This window comes from Neomegalonema sp. (assembly GCF_028688855.1).
Lineage (GTDB): Bacteria > Pseudomonadota > Alphaproteobacteria > Rhodobacterales > Rhodobacteraceae > Neomegalonema.
Genome location: NZ_JAQTXI010000011.1, coordinates 1 through 19,514 on the forward strand (window position 1 = coordinate 1; position 19,514 = coordinate 19,514).

General features: G+C 69.1%; 15 protein-coding genes and 1 tRNA gene. 11 read left to right on the top strand and 5 right to left on the bottom strand.

The features are described 5' to 3' along the window. The first annotated feature begins 254 nt into the window (after nucleotides 1-254). From PHN62_RS09775 to PHN62_RS09785, 3 genes are all read left to right on the top strand, one after another. Nucleotides 255-833 carry an acyl-CoA thioesterase gene (locus tag PHN62_RS09775; protein WP_300149738.1) on the top strand — a complete coding sequence of 193 codons (579 nt, stop codon included), beginning with the start codon at nucleotides 255-257 and terminating at the stop codon, nucleotides 831-833. Nucleotides 834-1,277: 444 nt separating this feature from the next. After that, the gene (locus tag PHN62_RS09780; protein ID WP_300149741.1) at nucleotides 1,278-2,504 is read left to right on the top strand and encodes a TAXI family TRAP transporter solute-binding subunit; all 1,227 of its coding nucleotides are present in this window, start codon (nucleotides 1,278-1,280) and stop codon (nucleotides 2,502-2,504) included. Between the two features lie 398 nt (nucleotides 2,505-2,902). Continuing rightward, nucleotides 2,903-4,114: a TAXI family TRAP transporter solute-binding subunit gene (locus tag PHN62_RS09785; RefSeq protein WP_300149744.1), complete on the top strand. Its 1,212-nt coding sequence runs from the start codon at nucleotides 2,903-2,905 to the stop codon at nucleotides 4,112-4,114. 34 nt (nucleotides 4,115-4,148) lie between these two features. On the opposite strand, the gene PHN62_RS09790 is transcribed toward PHN62_RS09785, so the two are convergent. Beyond that, nucleotides 4,149-4,225 (bottom strand) — tRNA-His (locus PHN62_RS09790). Nucleotides 4,226-4,469: 244 nt separating this feature from the next. On the opposite strand from PHN62_RS09790, the gene PHN62_RS09795 reads away from it, so the two are divergent. From PHN62_RS09795 to PHN62_RS09820, 6 genes are all read left to right on the top strand, one after another. Continuing rightward, the gene (locus tag PHN62_RS09795) at nucleotides 4,470-5,429 is read left to right on the top strand and encodes a complex I NDUFA9 subunit family protein (RefSeq protein WP_300149747.1); all 960 of its coding nucleotides are present in this window, start codon (nucleotides 4,470-4,472) and stop codon (nucleotides 5,427-5,429) included. A gap of 118 nt (nucleotides 5,430-5,547) precedes the next feature. Beyond that, complete coding sequence (locus PHN62_RS09800; protein ID WP_300149750.1) at nucleotides 5,548-6,597, top strand: PhoH family protein; 1,050 nt, start codon at nucleotides 5,548-5,550, stop codon at nucleotides 6,595-6,597. Between the two features lie 14 nt (nucleotides 6,598-6,611). Then, on the top strand, nucleotides 6,612-7,109 hold the full coding sequence (gene ybeY / locus PHN62_RS09805; protein ID WP_300149752.1) for an rRNA maturation RNase YbeY: 498 nt from the start codon (nucleotides 6,612-6,614) through the stop codon (nucleotides 7,107-7,109). Nucleotides 7,110-7,335: 226 nt separating this feature from the next. Beyond that, the gene (locus PHN62_RS09810) at nucleotides 7,336-8,097 is read left to right on the top strand and encodes a hemolysin family protein (protein WP_300149754.1); all 762 of its coding nucleotides are present in this window, start codon (nucleotides 7,336-7,338) and stop codon (nucleotides 8,095-8,097) included. Then, on the top strand, nucleotides 8,087-9,718 hold the full coding sequence (lnt, locus tag PHN62_RS09815) for an apolipoprotein N-acyltransferase (RefSeq protein WP_300149757.1): 1,632 nt from the start codon (nucleotides 8,087-8,089) through the stop codon (nucleotides 9,716-9,718). The genes PHN62_RS09810 and lnt overlap by 11 nt, the downstream gene beginning before the upstream one ends. 474 nt (nucleotides 9,719-10,192) lie before the next feature. Then, complete coding sequence (locus tag PHN62_RS09820) at nucleotides 10,193-10,621, top strand: helix-turn-helix transcriptional regulator (RefSeq protein ID WP_300149760.1); 429 nt, start codon at nucleotides 10,193-10,195, stop codon at nucleotides 10,619-10,621. Between the two features lie 164 nt (nucleotides 10,622-10,785). On the opposite strand, the gene glpX is transcribed toward PHN62_RS09820, so the two are convergent. The 4 genes from glpX to PHN62_RS09840 all read right to left on the bottom strand — a co-directional run bounded on the left by glpX (nucleotide 10,786) and on the right by PHN62_RS09840 (nucleotide 15,565). Next, nucleotides 10,786-11,763 (bottom strand): class II fructose-bisphosphatase, encoded by a 978-nt coding sequence (gene glpX, locus PHN62_RS09825; RefSeq protein ID WP_300149762.1) that lies wholly within the window; start codon nucleotides 11,761-11,763, stop codon nucleotides 10,786-10,788. A 129-nt stretch (nucleotides 11,764-11,892) separates the two neighbouring features. Beyond that, complete coding sequence (locus tag PHN62_RS09830) at nucleotides 11,893-13,188, bottom strand: homoserine dehydrogenase (protein WP_300149765.1); 1,296 nt, start codon at nucleotides 13,186-13,188, stop codon at nucleotides 11,893-11,895. A 14-nt stretch (nucleotides 13,189-13,202) separates the two neighbouring features. Next, nucleotides 13,203-14,456, bottom strand: a complete 1,254-nt coding sequence (locus PHN62_RS09835; protein WP_300149768.1) for an LL-diaminopimelate aminotransferase — start codon at nucleotides 14,454-14,456, stop codon at nucleotides 13,203-13,205. Nucleotides 14,457-14,578: 122 nt separating this feature from the next. Next, nucleotides 14,579-15,565, bottom strand: coding sequence for a hypothetical protein (locus tag PHN62_RS09840; RefSeq protein WP_300149771.1), 987 nt, complete (start codon nucleotides 15,563-15,565; stop codon nucleotides 14,579-14,581). A 318-nt stretch (nucleotides 15,566-15,883) separates the two neighbouring features. On the opposite strand from PHN62_RS09840, the gene PHN62_RS09845 reads away from it, so the two are divergent. Continuing rightward, nucleotides 15,884-17,734: a class I poly(R)-hydroxyalkanoic acid synthase gene (locus PHN62_RS09845; protein ID WP_300149774.1), complete on the top strand. Its 1,851-nt coding sequence runs from the start codon at nucleotides 15,884-15,886 to the stop codon at nucleotides 17,732-17,734. 120 nt (nucleotides 17,735-17,854) lie between these two features. Beyond that, nucleotides 17,855-19,513 carry a bifunctional UDP-sugar hydrolase/5'-nucleotidase gene (locus PHN62_RS09850; protein WP_300149776.1) on the top strand — a complete coding sequence of 553 codons (1,659 nt, stop codon included), beginning with the start codon at nucleotides 17,855-17,857 and terminating at the stop codon, nucleotides 19,511-19,513. Nucleotide 19,514 lies beyond the last annotated feature (1 nt).

A 19,514-nucleotide genomic window follows, 5' to 3' on the forward strand; every position in this document is an offset into this window, starting at 1 on the left:
TTCCCCTGCGCGACGCCCCTATATCCTGATTCAGCGCACCAAGTCCCTCTGCTGCGCGATCTGGCGGCGGACGCGCCCCCCGCTCCCCCCTCTATGCATGCGCGTCCGCCGCTTTTTACCTCCGCCGGACCCCCCCCCCCCAAAGCCTCCTGACCTCGCGTCAGGCGCCGTCGCGGATGCGGCGCCGTCTCCCTTGTCCGGCGCGCCGGAGGGGTCTACCTCTGCGCCTTCCACGAGTTCGCAGGGGGGCGCGCATGTATCCTTTCGTCAGATTGATCGGGCTCTACGCCTCCGCGCGGCGCCGTCCCGCGCTGACCTGGGAGGAGACGAGCGAGTTCTCCACCTGGACGCGCCCCTGGGACTGCGACATGTTCGGCGAGATGAACAACGGCCGCCATCTGACCCTGCTGGATCTCGGACGCTTCGACTACGCCATCCGCATCGGCATGATGGAGATGCTCAGGAAGCAGGGCTGGGGTCTGGTGGTGGGCGGCGGCTCGGTGCGCTACCGCAGGCGGCTTCTGCCCTTCGACCGCTTCTCGATCCGCACGCGCCTGGCGGCGGTGGACGACAAGTGGTTCTATTTCCAGCAAAGCCTCATCCGCAAGGGCGAAGCCTGCTCCTCGGCGCTGATGCGCACCGCCGTGACGCGCGGCTCGGGCACGGTGCCGACCGCCGAAGTGGCCGCCGCCCTGGGCGTCCCCGACTTCTCCCTGCCGACGCCCGATTGGGTCCGGGCCTGGATCGAGGCCGACGCCGCCCGGCCCTGGCCGCCCGATTCCGACCTCAAGGCGCCCGCCCGACGAGTCGGGGCCCAAGTCTCCGCAGATTGATTCTTTCTCTTCACGCGAGAGTCTGCGAAGAAGAAATATCTTTTATGGCGTAAAAATCTCCGGAAACGAAGTCTCCGTCGGCCCCGAGACGACCTTGCGGCCTCCGCGAGGTCGTTCCGGGGCTTTTTCACTGTGGTTATTATGTGTCTCTCGCCTTTTCGGCGCAGGGGGCGGAATCTCTTCGGATGACCTTTGGAGGACTATTCCAAAGACGTAGGTTTCTTGCGGATTTTCTCGAATCCTGTCCGGAATCCGGCGATTTTTTTCTTTGACGATATTTATCTGTATTCTGATTAACCCCCTGAGTTCTTCACCGCTCCGCGTGAGTTCTGAAAAATCGTTATTCTTCGGGAGTCTGGCGCTTGGCAGGGGGCGGGCTGAGGCATATGCCTTACGAAGTATGAGAGAGTGCACCAGTGAACATAAGAACCATAAGGAGATATCATGCTGAAGACAGGGCTCCTGACTTGCGCTTTGCTCGCCGCCGCCGCATCTCCCAGCCTTGCGCAAGTGGTCGCCGCCAACCCCGCCGCCTTCACCCAGAGCCTGCGCGACGCGCGCGTGGGGATCATCACGGGCGGCGCAGGGGGGACCTATCTGCAACTCGGGGCTGATCTGCAGCGCCTCGTCGAAGGAGCCGCCCAGGGCTCCGATCTGCGCGTCCTGCCCACGGTGGGGCGCGGCTCGGTGGGCAATCTCCAGGATCTGCTCTATCTGGAGAACGTGGACTTCTCCTTCGTCCAGGCCGACGTGCTCCACTCGATCCGGCTGAAGAAGCCCGAGGAGTTCGAATATCTCAAGAGCCGCGTGGCCTACGTGACGCGCCTCTATCCCGAGGTGATCCACATCGTGGCGCGCGGAGGCGCGCGGAGGCCCGAGGATCTGCGCGGCAAGACCGTCGCCATCGGCGGCGCGGGCGGCGGCAGCGCCCTGACGGCGCCCATCGTGCTGCGCGACCTGCTGAAGGTGGAGTTCGCCGCCTCGCCCATGGGGCCTCAGGAGGCGCTGAACAATCTGCTCTCGGATTCCCCGACCATCGACGCCTTCGTCTATGTGTCCGGGCGGGGCTCTCCGCTCTTCACCTTCTTCTCGCCCGAGATGGAGGCCCGCATCCGCGAGAAGGGCGTGGGCTTCGTGGCCCTGCCCGAGCCGCCGCAGAACTCCGGCGCGCCCTACGAGCGCATGACCATCCGCGATTCCGACTATCCGGCGCTGATTCCGGAGGGCGCGGGAGTTTCGGCCTGGGGCGTCCCGGCGGTTCTGGCGGTCTACAACTGGGACACCGACCAGACCTCCCGCACGCGCCAGCGCTATCGGCGGATGGAGCAGTTCATCGAAACCTTCTTCAGCCGCCGCCATGATCTGAACGACGGGCCGGGCGGCTATAACGAAAACTGGTGCAACGTCGACATCGGCCAGAGCCTCGACGGCTGGGACGGCTGGACGCGTCTGCGCGCCGGACAGGAATGGCTGACCGCCCATCCGCGCGCCAAGACCGCGGTCTGCGCGGCGCGGCCCGGAGACGTCGGCTTCCTGATGGCCTACGAATGCGCGCCCTTCCACGCGCATCTCGCCCGGATCGACCTGCGTCTGGAGGATCTGGCCGAGCCCGAAACCATGTTCGAGCGCTGGCTGGAGAGCAATCCGAACGGCTGCGCCGGCACGCTCTGAGCTTCGGGAGCCTTTCCGCCCATGTGAGCGGTCTCCGTCGGCCGCGGCCTCGGGGGATCTCCCGGCCCGCCGCGGGGGTTCGCGCGCTCCGGAGCGCGCGTCCTCCGGGGAGGCCGCGGCGGAGCGGCTCCCGGTTTTCCTTCGAAGGGAATCCTGATGCGGATCATCATCGGTGTGATGAATGTCCGTATAAGGATTTATCTATCTTCGGGACCAGACGTCATTCTTCGTAACGCTTCGGGAAAACTTGTCGTAGCATGCGCGGCCAGAGCGTCGACGTCGGGCTCCGCTTGCGCGGTCCGGCGGAGGGGAAAGGCGCTCCAGGAGGCGAGGGTCGACGCGTCGGAGACGGCGCGCAAGCGCGCCGAATCGCGCAAGAAGATCGCAAACTGGAGGGAATGATGCTGAAATGGGGGATTCTCGGCGGTCTGGCGGCGTGTTTCGCCACGCCGGGACTTGCGCAGGTGGTCGCGCCGGATCCGGGCGCCTTCGCGCGGAATCTCCGCGAGACGCGGATCGGAATCATGACCGGCGGACCGGGCGGCGTCTACATCCAGCTCGGGGCGGATCTCCAGGGCCTGGTCGAGAAGGCGCAGGACGGCGGCCTGAGGGTGCTGCCCATTGTGGGACGCGGCTCGGTGGGCAATCTTCAGGATCTGCTCTATCTGGAATACACCGATTTCGCGCTGGTCCAGGCGGACGTGCTGCTCTCCATCCAGCAGGGCGATCCGCAGGAGTTCGATTTCCTCAAGCGGCGCATCTCCTATGTGACGCGCCTGCATCCCGAGATCATCCACATTCTCGCGCGTGAGGGAATCCGCAGGCCCGAGGATCTTCAGGGCAAGACCGTCGCGGTGGGCGGCGCGGGCGGCGGCAGCGCCATCACGGCGCCGGTCGTGCTGCGCGACCTGCTCGGGGTGGAGTTCGAGAGCTCGGATCTCGGCCCGGGCGCCGCGCTCAACGACATGGTTTCGGAGGAGCCCGACGTGGACGCCCTCGTCTACGTGGCCGGAAGGGGCTCGCCGATCTTCCGCGAATTCTCGGAGGAGATGCAGGAGCGTCTGCGGGAGAAGGGCGTGGGTTTCGTCTCCCTGCCGCCGCCTCCGGGCGAGGGCGCGCCCTATCAGCCCGCCGTCCTCCGGCATGAGGATTACCCGCTTCTCGTTCCGGAGGAGGAGGACGAGGTCTCGGGCTGGGCGGTTCCGGCGGTTCTGGCGGTCTACAACTGGGACGCCGACAACAGCGCCCGCACCCGTCAGCGCTATGGCCGGGTGGAGACCTTCATCAACGCCTTCTTCGACGCCCGCCACGAGCTCAACGACGGGCCGGGCGGATATAACGCGAACTGGTGCGACGTGGATCTGGGCGCCTCGATCCAGGGCTGGACGCGTCTGCGGGCGGCTCAGGAATGGCTGAACCGCCATCCCCGGGCGGTGACTCAGGTCTGCGGGGTGAAGCCGGGCGGCCCGAGCGTGATTCTCGCGGCCGATTGCCGACCCTTCCTCGACCATCTCGGGCGGGTGGGTCTGCGTCTGGAGGATCTCGTGGATCCCTACGCCCAGTTCGAACGCTGGCTGGTGGCCAATCCGAAGGGCTGCACGCCCTCCTGAGGGGGCGTCGCCTCGCGAGGAGGACTGACGAAGATGGTACCACCTCCCCGGCTCGAACGGGGGACCCCCAGATCCACAATCTGGTGCTCTAACCAACTGAGCTAAGGCGGCGCCTGTCTTCGTGGCGCGCACCTTAACGGCTTCGTCGCCCCGAGGCAAGAGCCGATCGCGCCCGGGCGCGCGCTCAGGATCAGGACGGAGAAGGAGAGGCTTCGGGCTCCCTTCTCCCCCTCGTGCGCCCGCCTCCGCGCCGGGCCTGTGACGCCCAAGCCCCTTTCGCCCGGACGCGGAATGCGCTACCCCCGTTCGGGACAGCGGATGACGGCGCAGGAGCGGCGCCGGCGAGGAGGGCCTCATGCCGATAGTGACCATGTTCGGCGGTTCGGGATTCATCGGGCGCTATGCGGCGCGCAAGCTCGCCCGACGCGGCTGGCGGGTGCGGGCGGCGGTGCGCCGCCCCAACGAGGCGCATTTCCTGCGTCCTTACGGCGACGTCGGGCAGATCGAGCCCGTCCAGGCCAACATCCGCGATGAAGACTCCTGCCGCCGCGCCCTCGAAGGCGCCGACGCGGTGGTGAATTTCGTCGGGATCCTCAGCCCCTCGGGCAAGCAGAGCTTCGACGCCGTCCAGGCCGAGGGCGCCGGACGCGTGGCGCGTCTGGCCGCCGAGGCGGGCGTCCGGCGCTTCACGCAGGTCTCGGCCATCGGCGCCGATCCGCGATCCGACGCCGATTACGCCCGCACCAAGGGCGAAGGCGAGGCTCTGGTCCGCGCGGCCATGCCCGAAGCCGCGATCCTGCGGCCCTCCATCGTCTTCGGCGAGGAGGACGCGTTCTTCAACCGCTTCGCGCGCATGGCGCAGTTCACGCCGGTCCTGCCCGTGGCGGGGGGCGAGACGCGCTTCCAGCCGGTCTATGTGGACGACGTGGCCGAAGCCGCCGTCCGCTCCCTTGAGGGCGAGATCGCCGCAGGCCGCATCTTCGAGCTCGGCGGCCCCGAGGTCCTGACCATGAAGGAGCTGATGGAGCTCATGCTCCGGATCACCCAGCGCAAGCGCGTGGTGGCCGACGTGCCCATGGGGCTGATGCGCTTCGGCGCGGCGCTCACCGACTGGCTGCCCTTCGCGCCCGTCACCCGCGACCAGCTGAAGATGCTCGCGCATGACAATGTGGCCTCGGGCGAGCTGGCGGGCTTCGAGGCTTTCGGAATCGAGCCCAAATCCCTGGAGAGCGTGCTTCCGGGCTATCTCTACCGCTTCCGCCCCTACGGGCAATACGCCCGCATGGAGAAGCCCGCCCGTCCCGACGAGGCCTGAGGCCGGGCGGCGCTTCTGGCGGGGGCTGGCGGCGGCGCGGGGGCGAATTCGCCCTTGCGCCGATGCGCGTCCTGAGCCAGCATCCGGTCAGAGACAGACCACGCGCGCTGGAGGCCGCTTGACCGACGAGACCGGGTTTCCGTCCGACGCTCCATCCTCTCCCGAGGGGGTGGTCCTTGAATTTCCAGACAATCGTGTGGCGGCGGCCGTCTTCGGGCCGTTCAACCTCCACCTCGCCGAGATCGAGCGGGGCCTCGGGGTGAAGATCGACCAGCGCGGCAACCGCCTCGGGATCCGCGGTCCCGAGCTGGAGGTGGCGGCCGCTCTGGCGGCTCTGGCCCGCCTGCGCGAGCGCGCGCAACGCGGCGCGCCCATCGAGGCGGGCGACGTGCTCGGCGCGATCCGCTTCGCCCGCGAAGGCGACGAGGTCGGCGAAGCCTCGGGCGGATCCGGAGGAGGGCGCTCCTCGGGCCGCGCCGAGGCCGTCCGCACCCGCAAGAAGCTCATCGAGCCGCGCACCCCCGCGCAACGCGCCTATCTGGATCTGCTGGGGAAGAAGGATCTCGTCTTCGGGATGGGGCCTGCGGGCACCGGCAAGACCTATCTCGCGGTGGCCGCCGCGGTGGCCGCCTTCCTCGACCGCAAGGTGGAGCGCGTGGTCTTCTCGCGCCCCGCCGTCGAGGCGGGCGAGCGGCTCGGCTTCCTGCCCGGCGACATGAAGGAGAAGGTCGACCCCTATCTGCGCCCGCTCTATGATTCGCTGCACGACATGCTGCCGCCCGAGCAGGTGGCGCGGAATCTCGAAAGCGGCGCCTTCGAGGTGGCGCCTCTGGCCTTCATGCGCGGCCGCACCCTCGCCAACGCCTATGTGGTGCTCGACGAGGCCCAGAACTGCACCGTCATGCAGATGAAGATGTTCCTGACCCGCCTCGGCGAAAACGCCCGCATGGCCGTGACGGGCGACCCTTCGCAGGTGGATCTGCCCGGCGGAGTGGAATCGGGGCTGGCTCATGCGGTCAGGCTGCTGGAGAACGTCGAGGGCGTGGGCGTGGCCCGCTTCACCGGAGACGACGTCGTGCGTCATCCTCTGGTGGCGCGGATCGTCAAGGCCTATGACGCCGAGGGCGCCCGCCGCTCCGAGGCGCGGCAGCCGGGCCTGAAGTCGTGAGCGGAGCGCCCGAAGTGGAGGTCGACCTCAGGATCGCCGATCCCGCATGGGAGGCGGCGCTCCCCGAGGCCGAATCGCTCGTCGCGCGAGCTCTCGCGGCGCTCTTCGCCGGAGAGGAGGCGCGGGCGGCTCTGGAGGGGGCTCCGGCGGCGGAGCTGGCGGTCCTGCTGACCGACGACGCCGAGATCGCCGGGCTCAACGCGCGCTGGCGCGACAAGCCCAGACCCACCAACGTGCTCTCTTTCCCCGCCGATTCCTCAGGTTTCGGGGGGACTCCGCCCGGCGCGCCGCGCTTTCTCGGCGACCTGGCGCTGGCCTTCGGGGTCTGCGCGCGCGAGGCGCAGGAGGGCGCAAAGCCCTTGGCGGATCATCTCGCGCATCTTATCATGCATGGGGCTCTGCATCTTCTCGGCTTTGATCATGAGCGCGGCGACGCGCAGGCCGAAGAGATGGAGGCTGTTGAAATCGCCGCTCTGGCGCGCATGGGGGTGGTCAATCCCTATGCGGCCTGACGCGGCCTCGGGAGTTTGACCCTTAATGAGCGACGGCTCATCCGGCGGAGGCTCGCCCTCCGCAAGCGGCGCATCCCCTTTGTTCGAGCGTTTCAGGCGTTTCGCCGGCCTGGCCCCGAGGGGCGCCCCCGAATCCGGCGCTTCGGAGAACGCCGACGAGGCCTCCGAGCCTCCCAGTCCAGGGCGCGATTCGTCCTCGGCGGCCTTGCGGACCATTCAGGAGAACGTGCGCCGTCTCGGCGGATACACCGTCGCGGACGCGATGGTCTCGCGCGCCGAAGTCGAGGCGCTGGAGGAAGGCGCCAGCTTCGACGAAGTGGTCGAGGCCTTCCGCAACGGGCGCCATTCGCGCCTCCCGGTCTATCGGGAGACTCTGGACGATCCCATCGGCTTCGTCCATGTGAAGGACATCTTCAAGCTTTACGGAGCGGAAGGGGGTCTGCGCGCCTTCCACCTGCGCGACCACATGCACGCCGCGCTGATGACTCCGCCCACGATGCCTGCGGCGGCGCTGCTCCAGCAGATGCGCACCGAACGCGTCCACATGGCCTTCGTCATCGACGAATACGGCGGCGTGGACGGGCTCGTCACCAACGAGGACCTCGTGGAGCTGATCGTCGGCGACATCGTCGACGAGCATGACGACGAGGACGTCGAATGGACGCGCGAGGGCGAAGACGCCTGGCTCGTGGACGGCCGCGCCTCCATCAAGGATTTCGAACGCGAGATCGGCGTCGAGCTCTACGACGAGGACGAAGAGGTGGATACGCTCGGGGGGCTGGTCACGGCTCTGGGCGGGCGCGTGCCGCAGACCGGCGAGGTCGTGGCGCATCCCGACGGCCATGAATTCGACGTGCTCGAAGCCGATCCGCGCCGTGTGAAGCGGCTGCGGCTGCGCGTGGCGCGGGCGCGTCCCGAGGAGGCGCCTGCGGCGCCCCAGACGGAAGGAGCCTCTTCCGGCTCCGGCGAGGGTCCGGGTGGCGGTTGAAGCCGCGCCTGCGGTCGGGAGCGATCTGCGCGCGGCCTTCTGGCCGCGGCTCGCGGCGGCTTTCGCGGCGGGCCTGCTGGCCTCTGCGGGTCAGCCGCCGGCGCCGGGCTGGGCTTTCGCGGGGCTGGCTCTGGCCTTGCCGTCGCTGTTCCTGCTCCAGGGGAGCGCCGAGACGCGCCTGCGCGCCTTCCTGACCGGCTGGGCGGCGGGGTTTTCCTCTTTCGCCTTCGGGCTGCGCTGGATCGCCGAGGCCTTCCAGGTGGACGCCGCCGCTCACGCCTGGATGGCGCCTTTCGCCGTGGGAGGGCTTGCGGCGGGACTGGCGCTCTTCTGGGGCGCGGCCTTCGCTCTGGCGCCGAGGGGGCGGGGACTGGCGGGAGGCCTCGCTCTGGCGGGGATCTGGGCGCTGGCGGAGTTCGCCCGCGGCCATGTCCTCACCGGCTTTCCCTGGGCGCTCTTCGCCTACGCCGCCGTGGAGACTCCCTTCGCCCAGACCGGCGCCCTGATCGGCCCCTATGGCCAGACTCTCGTGATTCTCGTCGCGGCGGCGCTGCTGGCGGGCTTCTGGCGGAGCGGAGCCTCCCGGGGGCTTCTGCGTCTGGCGGGAGCGGCGGCGCTGATCGGCGGCGGCTGGCTCTACGGGACGGCCCGTCTGGCGGAGATCCCCGCCGCCCGCGCCGATGCGCCCATGATCGGAATCGTCCAGCCGAACATTCCGCAGAAGGAGAAATGGGATCCGGCGCTGATGCCCGGACATCTCCAGCTTCTGCTCGACCAGACCCGGGCGCTCGTGGAGGCGGGAGCGGCGGCGGTCGTCTGGCCGGAATCGGCGGCGCCCTGGCCTCTGGAGCATCCGCGGATGCGCGAGCTGGCCGCCTCGGCCCTGAGGGGGGAGGCGCCGGAGAGCCGGGCGGTCCTGATCGCCGGGACCCAGCGCATGGAGCCCGCGCCGCCCGAAGAGGTCGGGATCCTCTCCCGCGCCGCCGGTCGGGACCGCTGGTTCAACTCGGTCATGGTGGTGGAGGCCTCGGGCGAGGCGGGCGAGCGCTTCGACAAGCGTCATCTCGTGCCCTTCGGCGAATACATGCCCTTCGGCGCGCTCATGGAGCGGCTGGGGATCAGCAAGCTGGTCCAGGCGCCGGGAGACTTCCAGGCGGGCTCCGCGCCGCGCCTGATGCGGGCGCCGGGCCTGCCGCCCTTCGCGCCGCTCATCTGCTACGAGGCGATCTTCCCCGGCGAGATCGTCGAGCGCGGCGGCGAGCGCCCCGCCTGGCTGCTCCATCTGACCAACGACGCCTGGTTTGGCGTGAGCGCGGGCCCCTGGCAGCATCTGGCTCAGGCGCGGGCGCGGGCGATCGAACAGGGCCTGCCTCTGCTGCGGGCGGCGAACACCGGGATCTCCGCCGTCATCGACCCCTGGGGCCGGATTCTGGAGAGCCGCGGAATCGGCGTCCGGGGGATGATCCTCGCGCGTCCGCCCTCGCCGACGGCGCCGACGCCTTACGCCCTTTGGGGCGAGACGATCTTCCTCGGGATGGCGGGGCTCTGTCTGCTGGCGGGTTTCGGCTGGCGGCGGCGCGCGCCTGCGGCTCCGGAGCCGCGGAGGGGGCGCGGGGCCTGAAGCCGCCCCTTGCCGGCCCTTGACTCAAGAAGACGTCGCCGGACGTCGCCTCGCAGGAAATAAACGCCCGGATCGCGGCGGATGAATTTGCGAAAATGCGCCCTCCGCCCGGGGCGGGTCTGGAACAGACTCCGAATTCATTCTATCGTATGCCTTGGGCGAGGTTGCGCGAAGATTTTCCAACGCTCCGCATACGGGTTCCTGTTGCGTGCGGGAAGGCGAATCCCTATATGTCGCGACTGTCGCGGAGCTTGGGAACCGAACGTCATCTTGAACTCCTGAGCTCTGCGGGTGGAGCATTGGAGGAGGGCGTTCCGGCGAACCGGGTCTTTACGGTCATGTTCATGTGGGAACACCGCATCTTGAGCCGTCGCCGGTTGATCCGCCTCCGTGTGATCCCCAATATGTTCCTTCAACGCCGGGCGTTCGTGTTTTCTGAGCGCCTTTGACCTTTCGCAAGCCAAAGGAGGCTCTGTGTCCAAATCCCCCAATCCCATCGACGTACACGTCGGATCCCGCGTGCGGCTCCGTCGCATGCTGGTCGGGATGAGTCAGGAGAAACTGGGAGAAAAGCTCAATCTGACTTTTCAGCAGGTGCAGAAATACGAGAAGGGCGCGAACAGGATCGGCTCCAGCCGACTCTACACCATCGCGTCGATCCTGAACGTGCCTGTCCAGTTCTTCTTCGACGACATGCCCGCCAACATCGACATCTCGTCGCTGGCGCTCGCCGAGGGCGGCGTGGCCGAGGACGACGAAACCCCCATCGTGATGGATTTCGTCAACAGCTCCGAAGGCCTGCAGCTCAATACGGCGTTCTCGAAGATCTCCGATTCCGAGACCCGCAAGCGCATCGTGGAGCTCGTGAAGACCCTCGCCTCCGCCACGCCGGAGGATCAGTGAGCCGCGAAAGGGTCCAGAAGGCCTTCGCGTCCACCACGTCAGACCTGTAGCAGTTTCCGCCGCCGTCCGGGGCGGCTGGAAACTGGTCAGGGCGCCCCGCGAGAGAGCGCCCCTTCCCGAGATCCCCAGAAAACCACAAGACCAGCCCGGGGCGAAGACCGCCCTCAGGCCCGCGCGAGCGGGGTGCGATAGCTCATGCGCCGGACCGATCCGGTCTTGGAGCGCATCAGCACGGTTTCGGTCTCCAGATGGGTGCGGGTGCGGCGCGCGCCCCGCAGGAACGACCCGTCCGTCACGCCGGTGGCGGCGAAGATCACGTCGGCGCGCACCATGTCGTCCAGACGGTAGATGCGGTTGAGATCCTCGATACCGGCCTTGCGGGCGCGTCCGCGCTCGGCGTCGTTGCGGAAGAGCAGACGGCCCTGGATCTGGCCGCCCATGCATTTCAGCGCCGCCGCCGCCAGCACGCCTTCGGGCGCGCCGCCGGAGCCCATGTACATGTCGACGCCCGAGTTCTCGGCGTCGGCGGTGTGGATCACGCCCGCGACGTCGCCGTCGGTGATGAGCCGCACCGCCGCTCCGGAGGCCCGCAGCGCCGAGATCAGCCCCTCATGGCGGGGGCGCTCCAGCACGCAGACCGAAATTCCCTCGGGCGAAACGCCCTTGGCCTTGGCCAGAGCCCGCACGTTCTCTTCCGGGGTGGCGTCGAGCCCGACCACGTCCGTCGGATAGCCGGGGCCGATGGCGATCTTCTCCATGTAGACGTCGGGGGCGTGCAGCAGCGAGCCGCGCGGCGCCATGGCGATGACGGTCAGGGCGTTGGGCATGGCCTTGGCGGCCAGAGTGGTGCCCTCCAGAGGATCGAGGGCGATGTCGACCTCGGGGCCGTTGCCGGCGCCGACCTCCTCGCCGATGAAGAGCATGGGGGCTTCGTCGCGCTCGCCCTCGCCGATGACGACCACGCCCTTGATCTCCAGCTGATTGAGCTGGTCGCGCATGGCGTCCACGGCGGCGGCGTCGGCGGCCTTTTCGTCGCCGCGTCCCATGAGTCTCGCCGCCGCGATGGCCGCCGCCTCGGAGACCCGGGCGAGCCCGAGCGACAGCAGACGATCCTTGAATTCCGGCGTCACGGTCTCGGCCATGGCCTCTTCCTTCACACAAACACGACTGGGGGAGCGGGAGCGCCGTCCGGGTCTGGCCGATCCGGCGCTTCGGCGTTTCATGCGGCCGCGCGGATCTCCGGAAGCCGGCTCCGGCTCCCGGAGGGCGCGTCAGATCTCTTCGATGCGCAGCGCCACCGGCGGCTGAGCCAGGGCGGGCAGGGCGCCGATCCGCGCCAGAGCCCGACGCAGGTCGCCTTCGCGCGCCTCATGGGTGACGATGGCGGCGGGAGCGGTCTGGTCGGTGGGGCGCAGCTGGCGCATCGACTCGATGGACACGTTCTCCGCGCCCAGCGCCGCCGTGACGCTCGCGAGGGCGCCGGGGCGGTCCTGGAGCAGGAAGCGCAGATAGAAGCGTCCCGTATGATCCTCGATGGGCCGCGCCCGGATCGGCGCGAGATCCGCCGCCGCCACGCCGAAGACCGGACGCCGGTCTCCGCGCGCGAGGTCCAGCAGATCCGCGACCGCCGCCGAGGCGGTCGGGCCCGCGCCCGCGCCGGGGCCGGTCAGGAAGATCCGCCCGACGGGCTCGGCCTCGATTCCGACGGCGTTGGTCACGCCCTTGAGCCGCGCGATGTCCGACTTGGCGGGCACGAGGCAGGGGCTCACGCGCTGTTCGAGGCGTCCGTCGGCGTGACGCGCCGCCACGCCCAGCAGCCGGATGCGGTAGCCCAGATCCTTGGCCAGGTCGATGTCGGCCACGCTGAGCCGGTCCACGCCCTCGATCTCCATGGCGGAGAGGTCGGGCTCGGCGCCGAAGGCGATGGCGGCCAGGATCGCGAGCTTGTTGGCGGCGTCGAAGCCGCCGACGTCGGCGGTGGGGTCGGCCTCGGCGTAGCCCAGAGCCTGGGCCTCGGCGAGGATCTCGGGGTAGTCGCGGCCCGAGGACTCCATCTCGGAGATGATGTAGGCGCAGGTGCCGTTCAGCACGCCGTAGACGCGGGAGACCTCGTTCGCGGCCAGCCCCTCGCGCAGCAGCTTGATGGCGGGCGCGCCGCCCGCCACCGCCGCCTCGTAGCGCAGCTGCGCGCCGTTGGCCTCGGCCAGCCGGGCCAGAGCCCCGCCATGGACCGCCAGAAGCGCCTTGTTCGCCGTGACGACGGATTTCCCCGCCTTCAGCGCCGCCTCGACGGAATCCCTGGCCGGACCCTCGGAGCCGCCCATGACCTCGACGAAGACGTCGATCTCGGGCGAGCGGGCCAGAGCCACGGGATCCTCGTGCCAGATCGCTCCGGAGAGGTCGAAGCCGCGGTCCCTGCTCCTGTCGCGGGCGGCGACGGCGGTCAGCGCGAGGGGGCCTCCGCCCCGCGCGGTCAGGGCTTCGGCGCGGTCGCGCAGAAGCCGGACCACGCCGCCGCCCACCGTCCCGAGGCCCGCAAGCCCGACGCGCAACCCGTTCTCCCTCATGAAAACCCCACCCCTCAGGCCGATTTCGCCGCTTTCGAGGCCGGCGAGAACTGCCCGTAACGGGCCATGATCGCGTCGGCGTTCTGGAACATCTTCTTCACGTTGCGGGCCGCCTGACGGATGCGGTGCTCGTTCTCCACGAGGCCGATGCGCACGAAGCCTTCGCCATATTCGCCGAAGCCGATGCCCGGCGCCACGGCGACTTCGGCCTCTTCGACCAGCAGCTTGGAGAACTCCATGGAGCCGAGCGCCTTGAAGGGCTCGGGGATGGGGGTCCAGGCGAACATGCTGGCTTCGGGAGGCTCGATCTCCCAGCCCGAGCGGGCCATGCTGTCGATGAGCGTGTCGCGGCGCTTCTTGTAGGTGGCGCGGATCTCGGCGATGCAGTCCTGCGGGCCGTTGAGCGCGGCGACCGCGGCCACCTGGACCGGCGTGAAGGCGCCGTAGTCGAGGTAGCTCTTGATGCGCGTCAGGGCGCCGATCAGGCGCTCGTTGCCCACCGCGAAGCCCATGCGCCAGCCCGCCATGGCGAAGGTCTTGGACATGGAGGTGAACTCCACGGCCACATCCTTGGCGCCCGGAATCTGGAGGATCGAAGGCGGCGGGACGTCGCCGTAATAGATCTCGGAATAGGCCAGATCCGACAGCACCCAGACGTCGTAGCGCTTCGCCCAGGCCACGATCTCCTTGTAGAAATCGAGGTCGGCGACATGGGCCGTCGGGTTCGAGGGGAAGCAGACGATGGTCGCCAGAGGCGAAGGCACCGAATGACGCGCCGCCCGGTCGAGGGCGCGCAGATATTCCTCGGGGTTGAACTTGCCCTCGTGCAGCGCGGGCACATGGCGCAGCGCGGCTCCGGCGATGATGAAGCCGTAGGGATGGATCGGATAGGAGGGATTCGGCGCGAGAATCACGTCGCCCGGCGCGGTGATCGCCTGAGCCAGATTCGCGAGGCCCTCCTTGGAGCCGAGCGTGACGATGATCTCGCTCTCCGGGTTGAGCTTCACCCCGAAGCGGCGTTCGTAATAGGCGGCCTGGGCGCGGCGCAGGCCGTTGATCCCCTTGGAGGCCGAATAGCCGAAGACTCCGGGGCGTCTGGCGGTCTCCACGAGCTTTTCGACGATATGGGCGGGCGTGTCCATGTCGGGGTTGCCCATGCCGAAATCGATGATGTCCTTGCCCGCCGCCCGCGCTGCGGCCTTCAGACGGTTCACTTCGGCGAACACATAGGGCGGCAGGCGCTTGATGCGATAGAAATCGGTCTGCATGGCGGACTTCATGATTGCGAGGGAAACGCGGTGGAATTGCGCGCTGCGGGCCTTATAAGCCCGCGCCCGCGTGAATCCTAGAGTCAAAACCGCGCGCCGGAATGGGCCGGAAGGAGGAGGCTTCAGGGCGCGGCGGCGGGCGGCTCCTCTGCAGGGGAGGCCTCGCGGCGCATCTCCTCCTGACGGCGGCGCAGCTCCTCGACGCGGCGGAGCAGCTCCTCCGCCTCCGGATCCCCGGCTTCGGCCCCGGCCTCCGGAGAGGCGGGCGCGGCCGGAAGATCCGGCGCGCGCATCCTTTCGGCGGCGCGGCGGCGGGCCTCGGCGGCGAGGGAGTCGAGCGCGCCCGCGTCCAGATCGAAGGCCCCCGAGGCCCGGGCCCGGGCGGCGGCCAGAACGGCGGCGTCGGCAGCCGGGGAGCCGGCGGCGCGGGCGGAGCCTGCGCCGAAGGGGCGGGCGGCGCGGGCGCGGGCCTCGGCCAGAGCGGCGGCGTCCGCAGCCGAGAGCCCCGGAGCGGGGGCGGAAGGCGGCGGGCGGGCGATCTGCGGCGAAATCCGGGGGGCGGGGCGGGCGGCCCGGCTCCGGGCCTCGGCTCCCGCCGAATCCAGCGCCGCGACGTCGAAGGGCGCGGCGGCGGGCGGCGGCGCCTGGCGGGCCAGAGCGGCGAGGCGCGTCGAATCGAAGGGGGCGGCGGGGCTCGCGGACGGGGCGCGCCGGGCGAGGGCCTCCAGAGCCCCGACGTCCGCCGGAGCCCCCGGAGAAGCCGGAACGCGCGCCCCCAGAGCCGCCAGCGCGGCGGGATCGGGAATCGGCGCGCCCTGCGGCTGGGGCGGCGGCGTCACGCCGCGCGCCTCGGGGGCCACGTCCACCGCGCCGACCACGACCGCCCGCGCGGCCAGGCCTTGCGCCTGAGGCTCCAGAATCGCCCGAGCCTCGGCGGCGCGGGCGACGGCCTCGCCCAGATCCGTGGGGGCGAGCGGCGCCTCGGCCAGATCCGGCCAGGGCGCGGCCTCGACCCAGGGGCTTTCGGGCAGGACCGGGATCGGCTTGAGCGCGCAGCCGCCCAGAGCCAGCAGCGCGAGAAGCGGGAGGGAGCCTCGAAGGGGGGGCAAGGGACGCCTCCTGACTGATTTCACACGCGCCTTGGCGGTCATAGCCCTCCCTGCGCGCCTCCGGCAAGAGGATCGGACGGAGAAGGGGCCCTTCAGGATGCGGCCCCGGCCTCGGGGCGCCAAGGGGCGAGTGACAGAAGACGAACGTCTTGCTAATTTTCTGAGCGACGCCGCGCTCCGGGATGCGCAGAATGTCCGGGAGGCGTCGGCGCCCCGACCGCAGGCGCAAGCCCGCGCCGGAGCCGCCGCCTCTATACAAGAAACAGGAAGCGTTCCGCGGTCCGCCCGGATCAGAGAGCGCGCCAGGGAGGAGACAGCATGTCCACGACCAAGCCCGCCGATTCGTCGGGCGACAAGAAAGACCCGCAGGCCATCCCCGCCACCCCCGCCGACGCCATCGAGGATCTGAGCGCCTTCGGCGAGAACCTCGCCACCGCCTGGACGCTCGGCCAGCAGGCCTGGGCGCGCATGGCCACCGGACAGAAAGGCCCCCTCGCCGGAAGCGGCTCTCCGGCGGTGGACCCCTTCAACGTCATGCCCGCCTGGATCGAGTTCGCGCGCGGGATGATGACCCGGCCCGACAAGGCCGCCCAGACGGCCATGAACTTCTGGACCGACTACGCCCAGCTCTGGCGCCAGAGCTGGATGCGCGCGCTCGGCGCCAAGCCCGAGGCCCTCGCCTCCTCCAGGGGCGACAAGCGCTTCGCCGATCCCGCCTGGACCGAGAACGCGCTCTTCGACCATGTGAAGCAGAGCTATCTGCTGGCGGGCAACCATCTGCTCTCGACCATCGCCGACCGCGACGACCTCTCCGCCCACGAGCGCCAGAAGGTCGAGTTCTTCATGCGGCGCTTCGTCGAGGCGCTGTCGCCGACGAACTTCTTCGCCACCAATCCCGAGGCCCTGCGCGAGACCCTCGCCCAGCGCGGCGAGAATCTGGTGCGCGGCATGCGCAACATGATCAAGGACATCGAGCGCGGCGAAGGCACGCTCACCATCTCGCAGACCGACACCAGCGCCTTCAAGCTCGGCGAGAACATCGCCAATACGCCGGGCAAGGTGGTCTTCCGCAACGACGTGATCGAACTGATCCAGTATTCGCCGACCACCGAGAAGGTCTATGCGCGGCCCCTGCTGATCTCGCCGCCCTGGATCAACAAGTTCTACATCATGGACCTCGACCCCAGGAAGTCGATGGTCAAGTGGCTGGTGGATCAGGGCTACACGCTGTTCATGATCTCCTGGCGCAATCCGGTTCCGGGCGGCCCGCGCCTCGGGATGGAGGAGTACATCCGTCAGGGCTTCTTCGCCGCCGTGGACGCCGTGCTCAAGGAGACCGGGCGCAAGTCGACCAACGTGGCGGGCTATTGCGTGGGCGGCACCATGGTCGCCACGGCTCTGGCCTACATGGCCAAGACCGGAGACGCCCGGGTGAATTCGGCCACCTTCTTCACCGCCCAGACCGATTTCGACCTCGCCGGAGACCTCAAGGTCTTCGTGGACGACAAGATCCTGGAATCCCTGCGCGACAAGATGGAGAGCGAAGGCGGCGTCCTCGATTCGCAATACATGGCGCAATCCTTCAACATGCTGCGCAGCTCGGATCTGATCTGGAGCTACGTCATCAGCAACTACATGCTCGGCAAGACGCCCTTCCCCTTCGACATGCTCTACTGGAACAGCGATTCCACCCGCATGCCCGCCAAGCTGCACTTCAACTACCTGCGCGACTACTATCGCGACAACCTGCTGAGCCGGGGCAAGCTCACGGTCTTCGGCCAGGAGGTGAATCTGGAGGAGGTCATGACGCCGATCTACTCCATCTCCACCCGCGAGGACCACATCGCGCCCGCCGCCTCGGTCTATCGGGGCATGCGCAAGATGGGCGGAGAGGTGCGCTTCGTGCTGGGCGGCTCGGGGCACATCGCGGGAGTCATCAATCCGCCGGGCAAGGGCAAGTACCAGTACTGGACCCGCGAGGACGGACAATGGCCCGAGACCCTCGAAGCCTGGATGTCCGGCGCGTCCGAAACCGCCGGAAGCTGGTGGCCCGACTGGGACAAGTGGCTGGCGGAGCAGTCCGGCGAGATGGTGGCCGCCCGTCCGCCGGGCCGCAAGCTCGGGGTGATCGACGACGCGCCGGGCGCCTACGTGCGCGAACGGGATTGACATCCCGCCGCAAGCGGAGAGGGTGAAGAAACCGTCACGCTTGCGCGGCCATCAAGGCTTGCGGAAGGCGAGGACGCGTCGCGTCCTCGCCACGACATCATCCGGGAGAGGGGATCCCCCATGCGTCAATTCTTCGTCGGCGCCGCGGCCTCGGCGCTTCTGGCCGGCTTTTCGGGCTTCGCGCCCGCCGCCCGCGCCCAGGAGGGGGCGGAGCCCTTCGCCCTGACCATCCTGCACACCAACGACTTCCATTCGCGGGTCGAGGCGATCAACCGTTTCGACTCCACCTGCTCGGCCGAAGAGGCGGGCAAGAACGAATGTTTCGGCGGCGTGGCGCGTCTGGCGAGCGCGATCCGCGCGCGGCGCAGCGAACTCGACGCCGCCGGACGCCCCTGGCTGCTGCTCGACGCGGGCGACCAGGTTCAGGGCACGCTCTACTACACCCATTACAAGGGCGCGGTGGAGGCCGAATTCCTGAAGGCGCTCGGCTATCAGGCGATGGCCATCGGCAATCACGAATTCGACAGCGGGCCGGAGTCCCTCGGCGAGTTCATCCGCAATGCGGGCGGGGTGCCGGTCCTCTCGGCGAACATCGCGCCGGAGAAGGAGGCGGCCCTGAAGGGCCTCGTCCGCGGCGCGACCATTCTTGAGGCGGGCGGCCAGAAGATCGGCGTCGTCGGCCTGACGCCCGAAGACACCTGGGAGCTGGCCTCCACCGGCGAGGTGGCCTTCCTCGACGCCGTGGCGACCGTGCGCGGCGCGGTGGCGGCTCTGACGGCGGCCGGAATCGACAAGGTGATCCTGTTGTCGCATTCGGGCTATCGCCGCGACCAGCAGATCGCCGCGCAGGTGCCGGGGATCGATCTGATCGTGGGCGGCCATTCCCACACCTACCTCTCCTCGAAGGAGCCCGCCGAGGGCGCCCAGAAGCCCGAAGGCGCCTATCCGACCTGGGTCGACTCGCCGGACGGAAGCCGCACGCCCATCGTGCAGGCCTACGCCTACGGCAAGTATCTCGGCGAGGTGACGGTGGCCTTCGACGCCGCCGGAAACGTGGTCTCGGCCGAGGGCGAGCCGATCCTGCTCGACCACAGCATCCCCGAGGACAACGAGATCTCCGCCCGCGTGACCGATCTCGCCAGGCCGCTGGAGGAGATCCGCAGCCGGGTGGTGGCTCAGGCCGCCGCGCCCATCGACGGCTCGCGCGACACCTGCCGCGCCGGAGAATGCGCCATGGGCGACCTCGTGGCCGAAGCCATGCTGGCGCGCGGGGCGGCTCAGGGCGTCCAGATCGCGATCCAGAACGGCGGAGGCCTGCGCGCCTCCATCGACGCGGGCGAGATCACCATGGGCGAAGTGCTGACGGTTCTGCCCTTCCAGAACACCTTGGCGACCATGCAGCTCAAGGGCTCCGAGATCGTGCAGTCTCTGGAATCGGGCGTCAGCCGCGTCGAGGAGGGGGCGGGCCGCTTCCCGCAGGTGGCGGGTCTGCGCTTCACCTGGACGCGCGAACGTCCCGCCAACGAAGGCCGGATCATCAAGGTCGAGGTCTCCGACGGCGCGGGCGGCTGGAAGCTCATCGATCCCGCCGCCTCCTACATCGTGGCGACCAACAACTTCATGCGCAACGGCGGCGACGGCTATGCGCTCTTCGCCTCCAATGCGGTGAATCCCTATGACTACGGCCCGAACATGGAGGATGTGACGGTCGAATATCTGCTGTCTCTCGGCGGGGCCTACGAGCCGAAGCTCGACGGGCGCATCTCGGAAGTGAAGTGAG

Coding starts and splice junctions, on each gene's coding strand:
- PHN62_RS09775 (WP_300149738.1), top strand. CDS start 255: ATGTATCCTTTCGTCAGATTGATCGGGCTCTACGCCTCCGCGCGGCGC.
- PHN62_RS09780 (WP_300149741.1), top strand. CDS start 1,278: ATGCTGAAGACAGGGCTCCTGACTTGCGCTTTGCTCGCCGCCGCCGCA.
- PHN62_RS09785 (WP_300149744.1), top strand. CDS start 2,903: ATGATGCTGAAATGGGGGATTCTCGGCGGTCTGGCGGCGTGTTTCGCC.
- PHN62_RS09795 (WP_300149747.1), top strand. CDS start 4,470: ATGCCGATAGTGACCATGTTCGGCGGTTCGGGATTCATCGGGCGCTAT.
- glpX (WP_300149762.1), bottom strand. CDS start 11,763: ATGGCCGAGACCGTGACGCCGGAATTCAAGGATCGTCTGCTGTCGCTC.
- PHN62_RS09830 (WP_300149765.1), bottom strand. CDS start 13,188: ATGAGGGAGAACGGGTTGCGCGTCGGGCTTGCGGGCCTCGGGACGGTG.
- PHN62_RS09835 (WP_300149768.1), bottom strand. CDS start 14,456: ATGCAGACCGATTTCTATCGCATCAAGCGCCTGCCGCCCTATGTGTTC.
- PHN62_RS09845 (WP_300149774.1), top strand. CDS start 15,884: ATGTCCACGACCAAGCCCGCCGATTCGTCGGGCGACAAGAAAGACCCG.
- PHN62_RS09850 (WP_300149776.1), top strand. CDS start 17,855: ATGCGTCAATTCTTCGTCGGCGCCGCGGCCTCGGCGCTTCTGGCCGGC.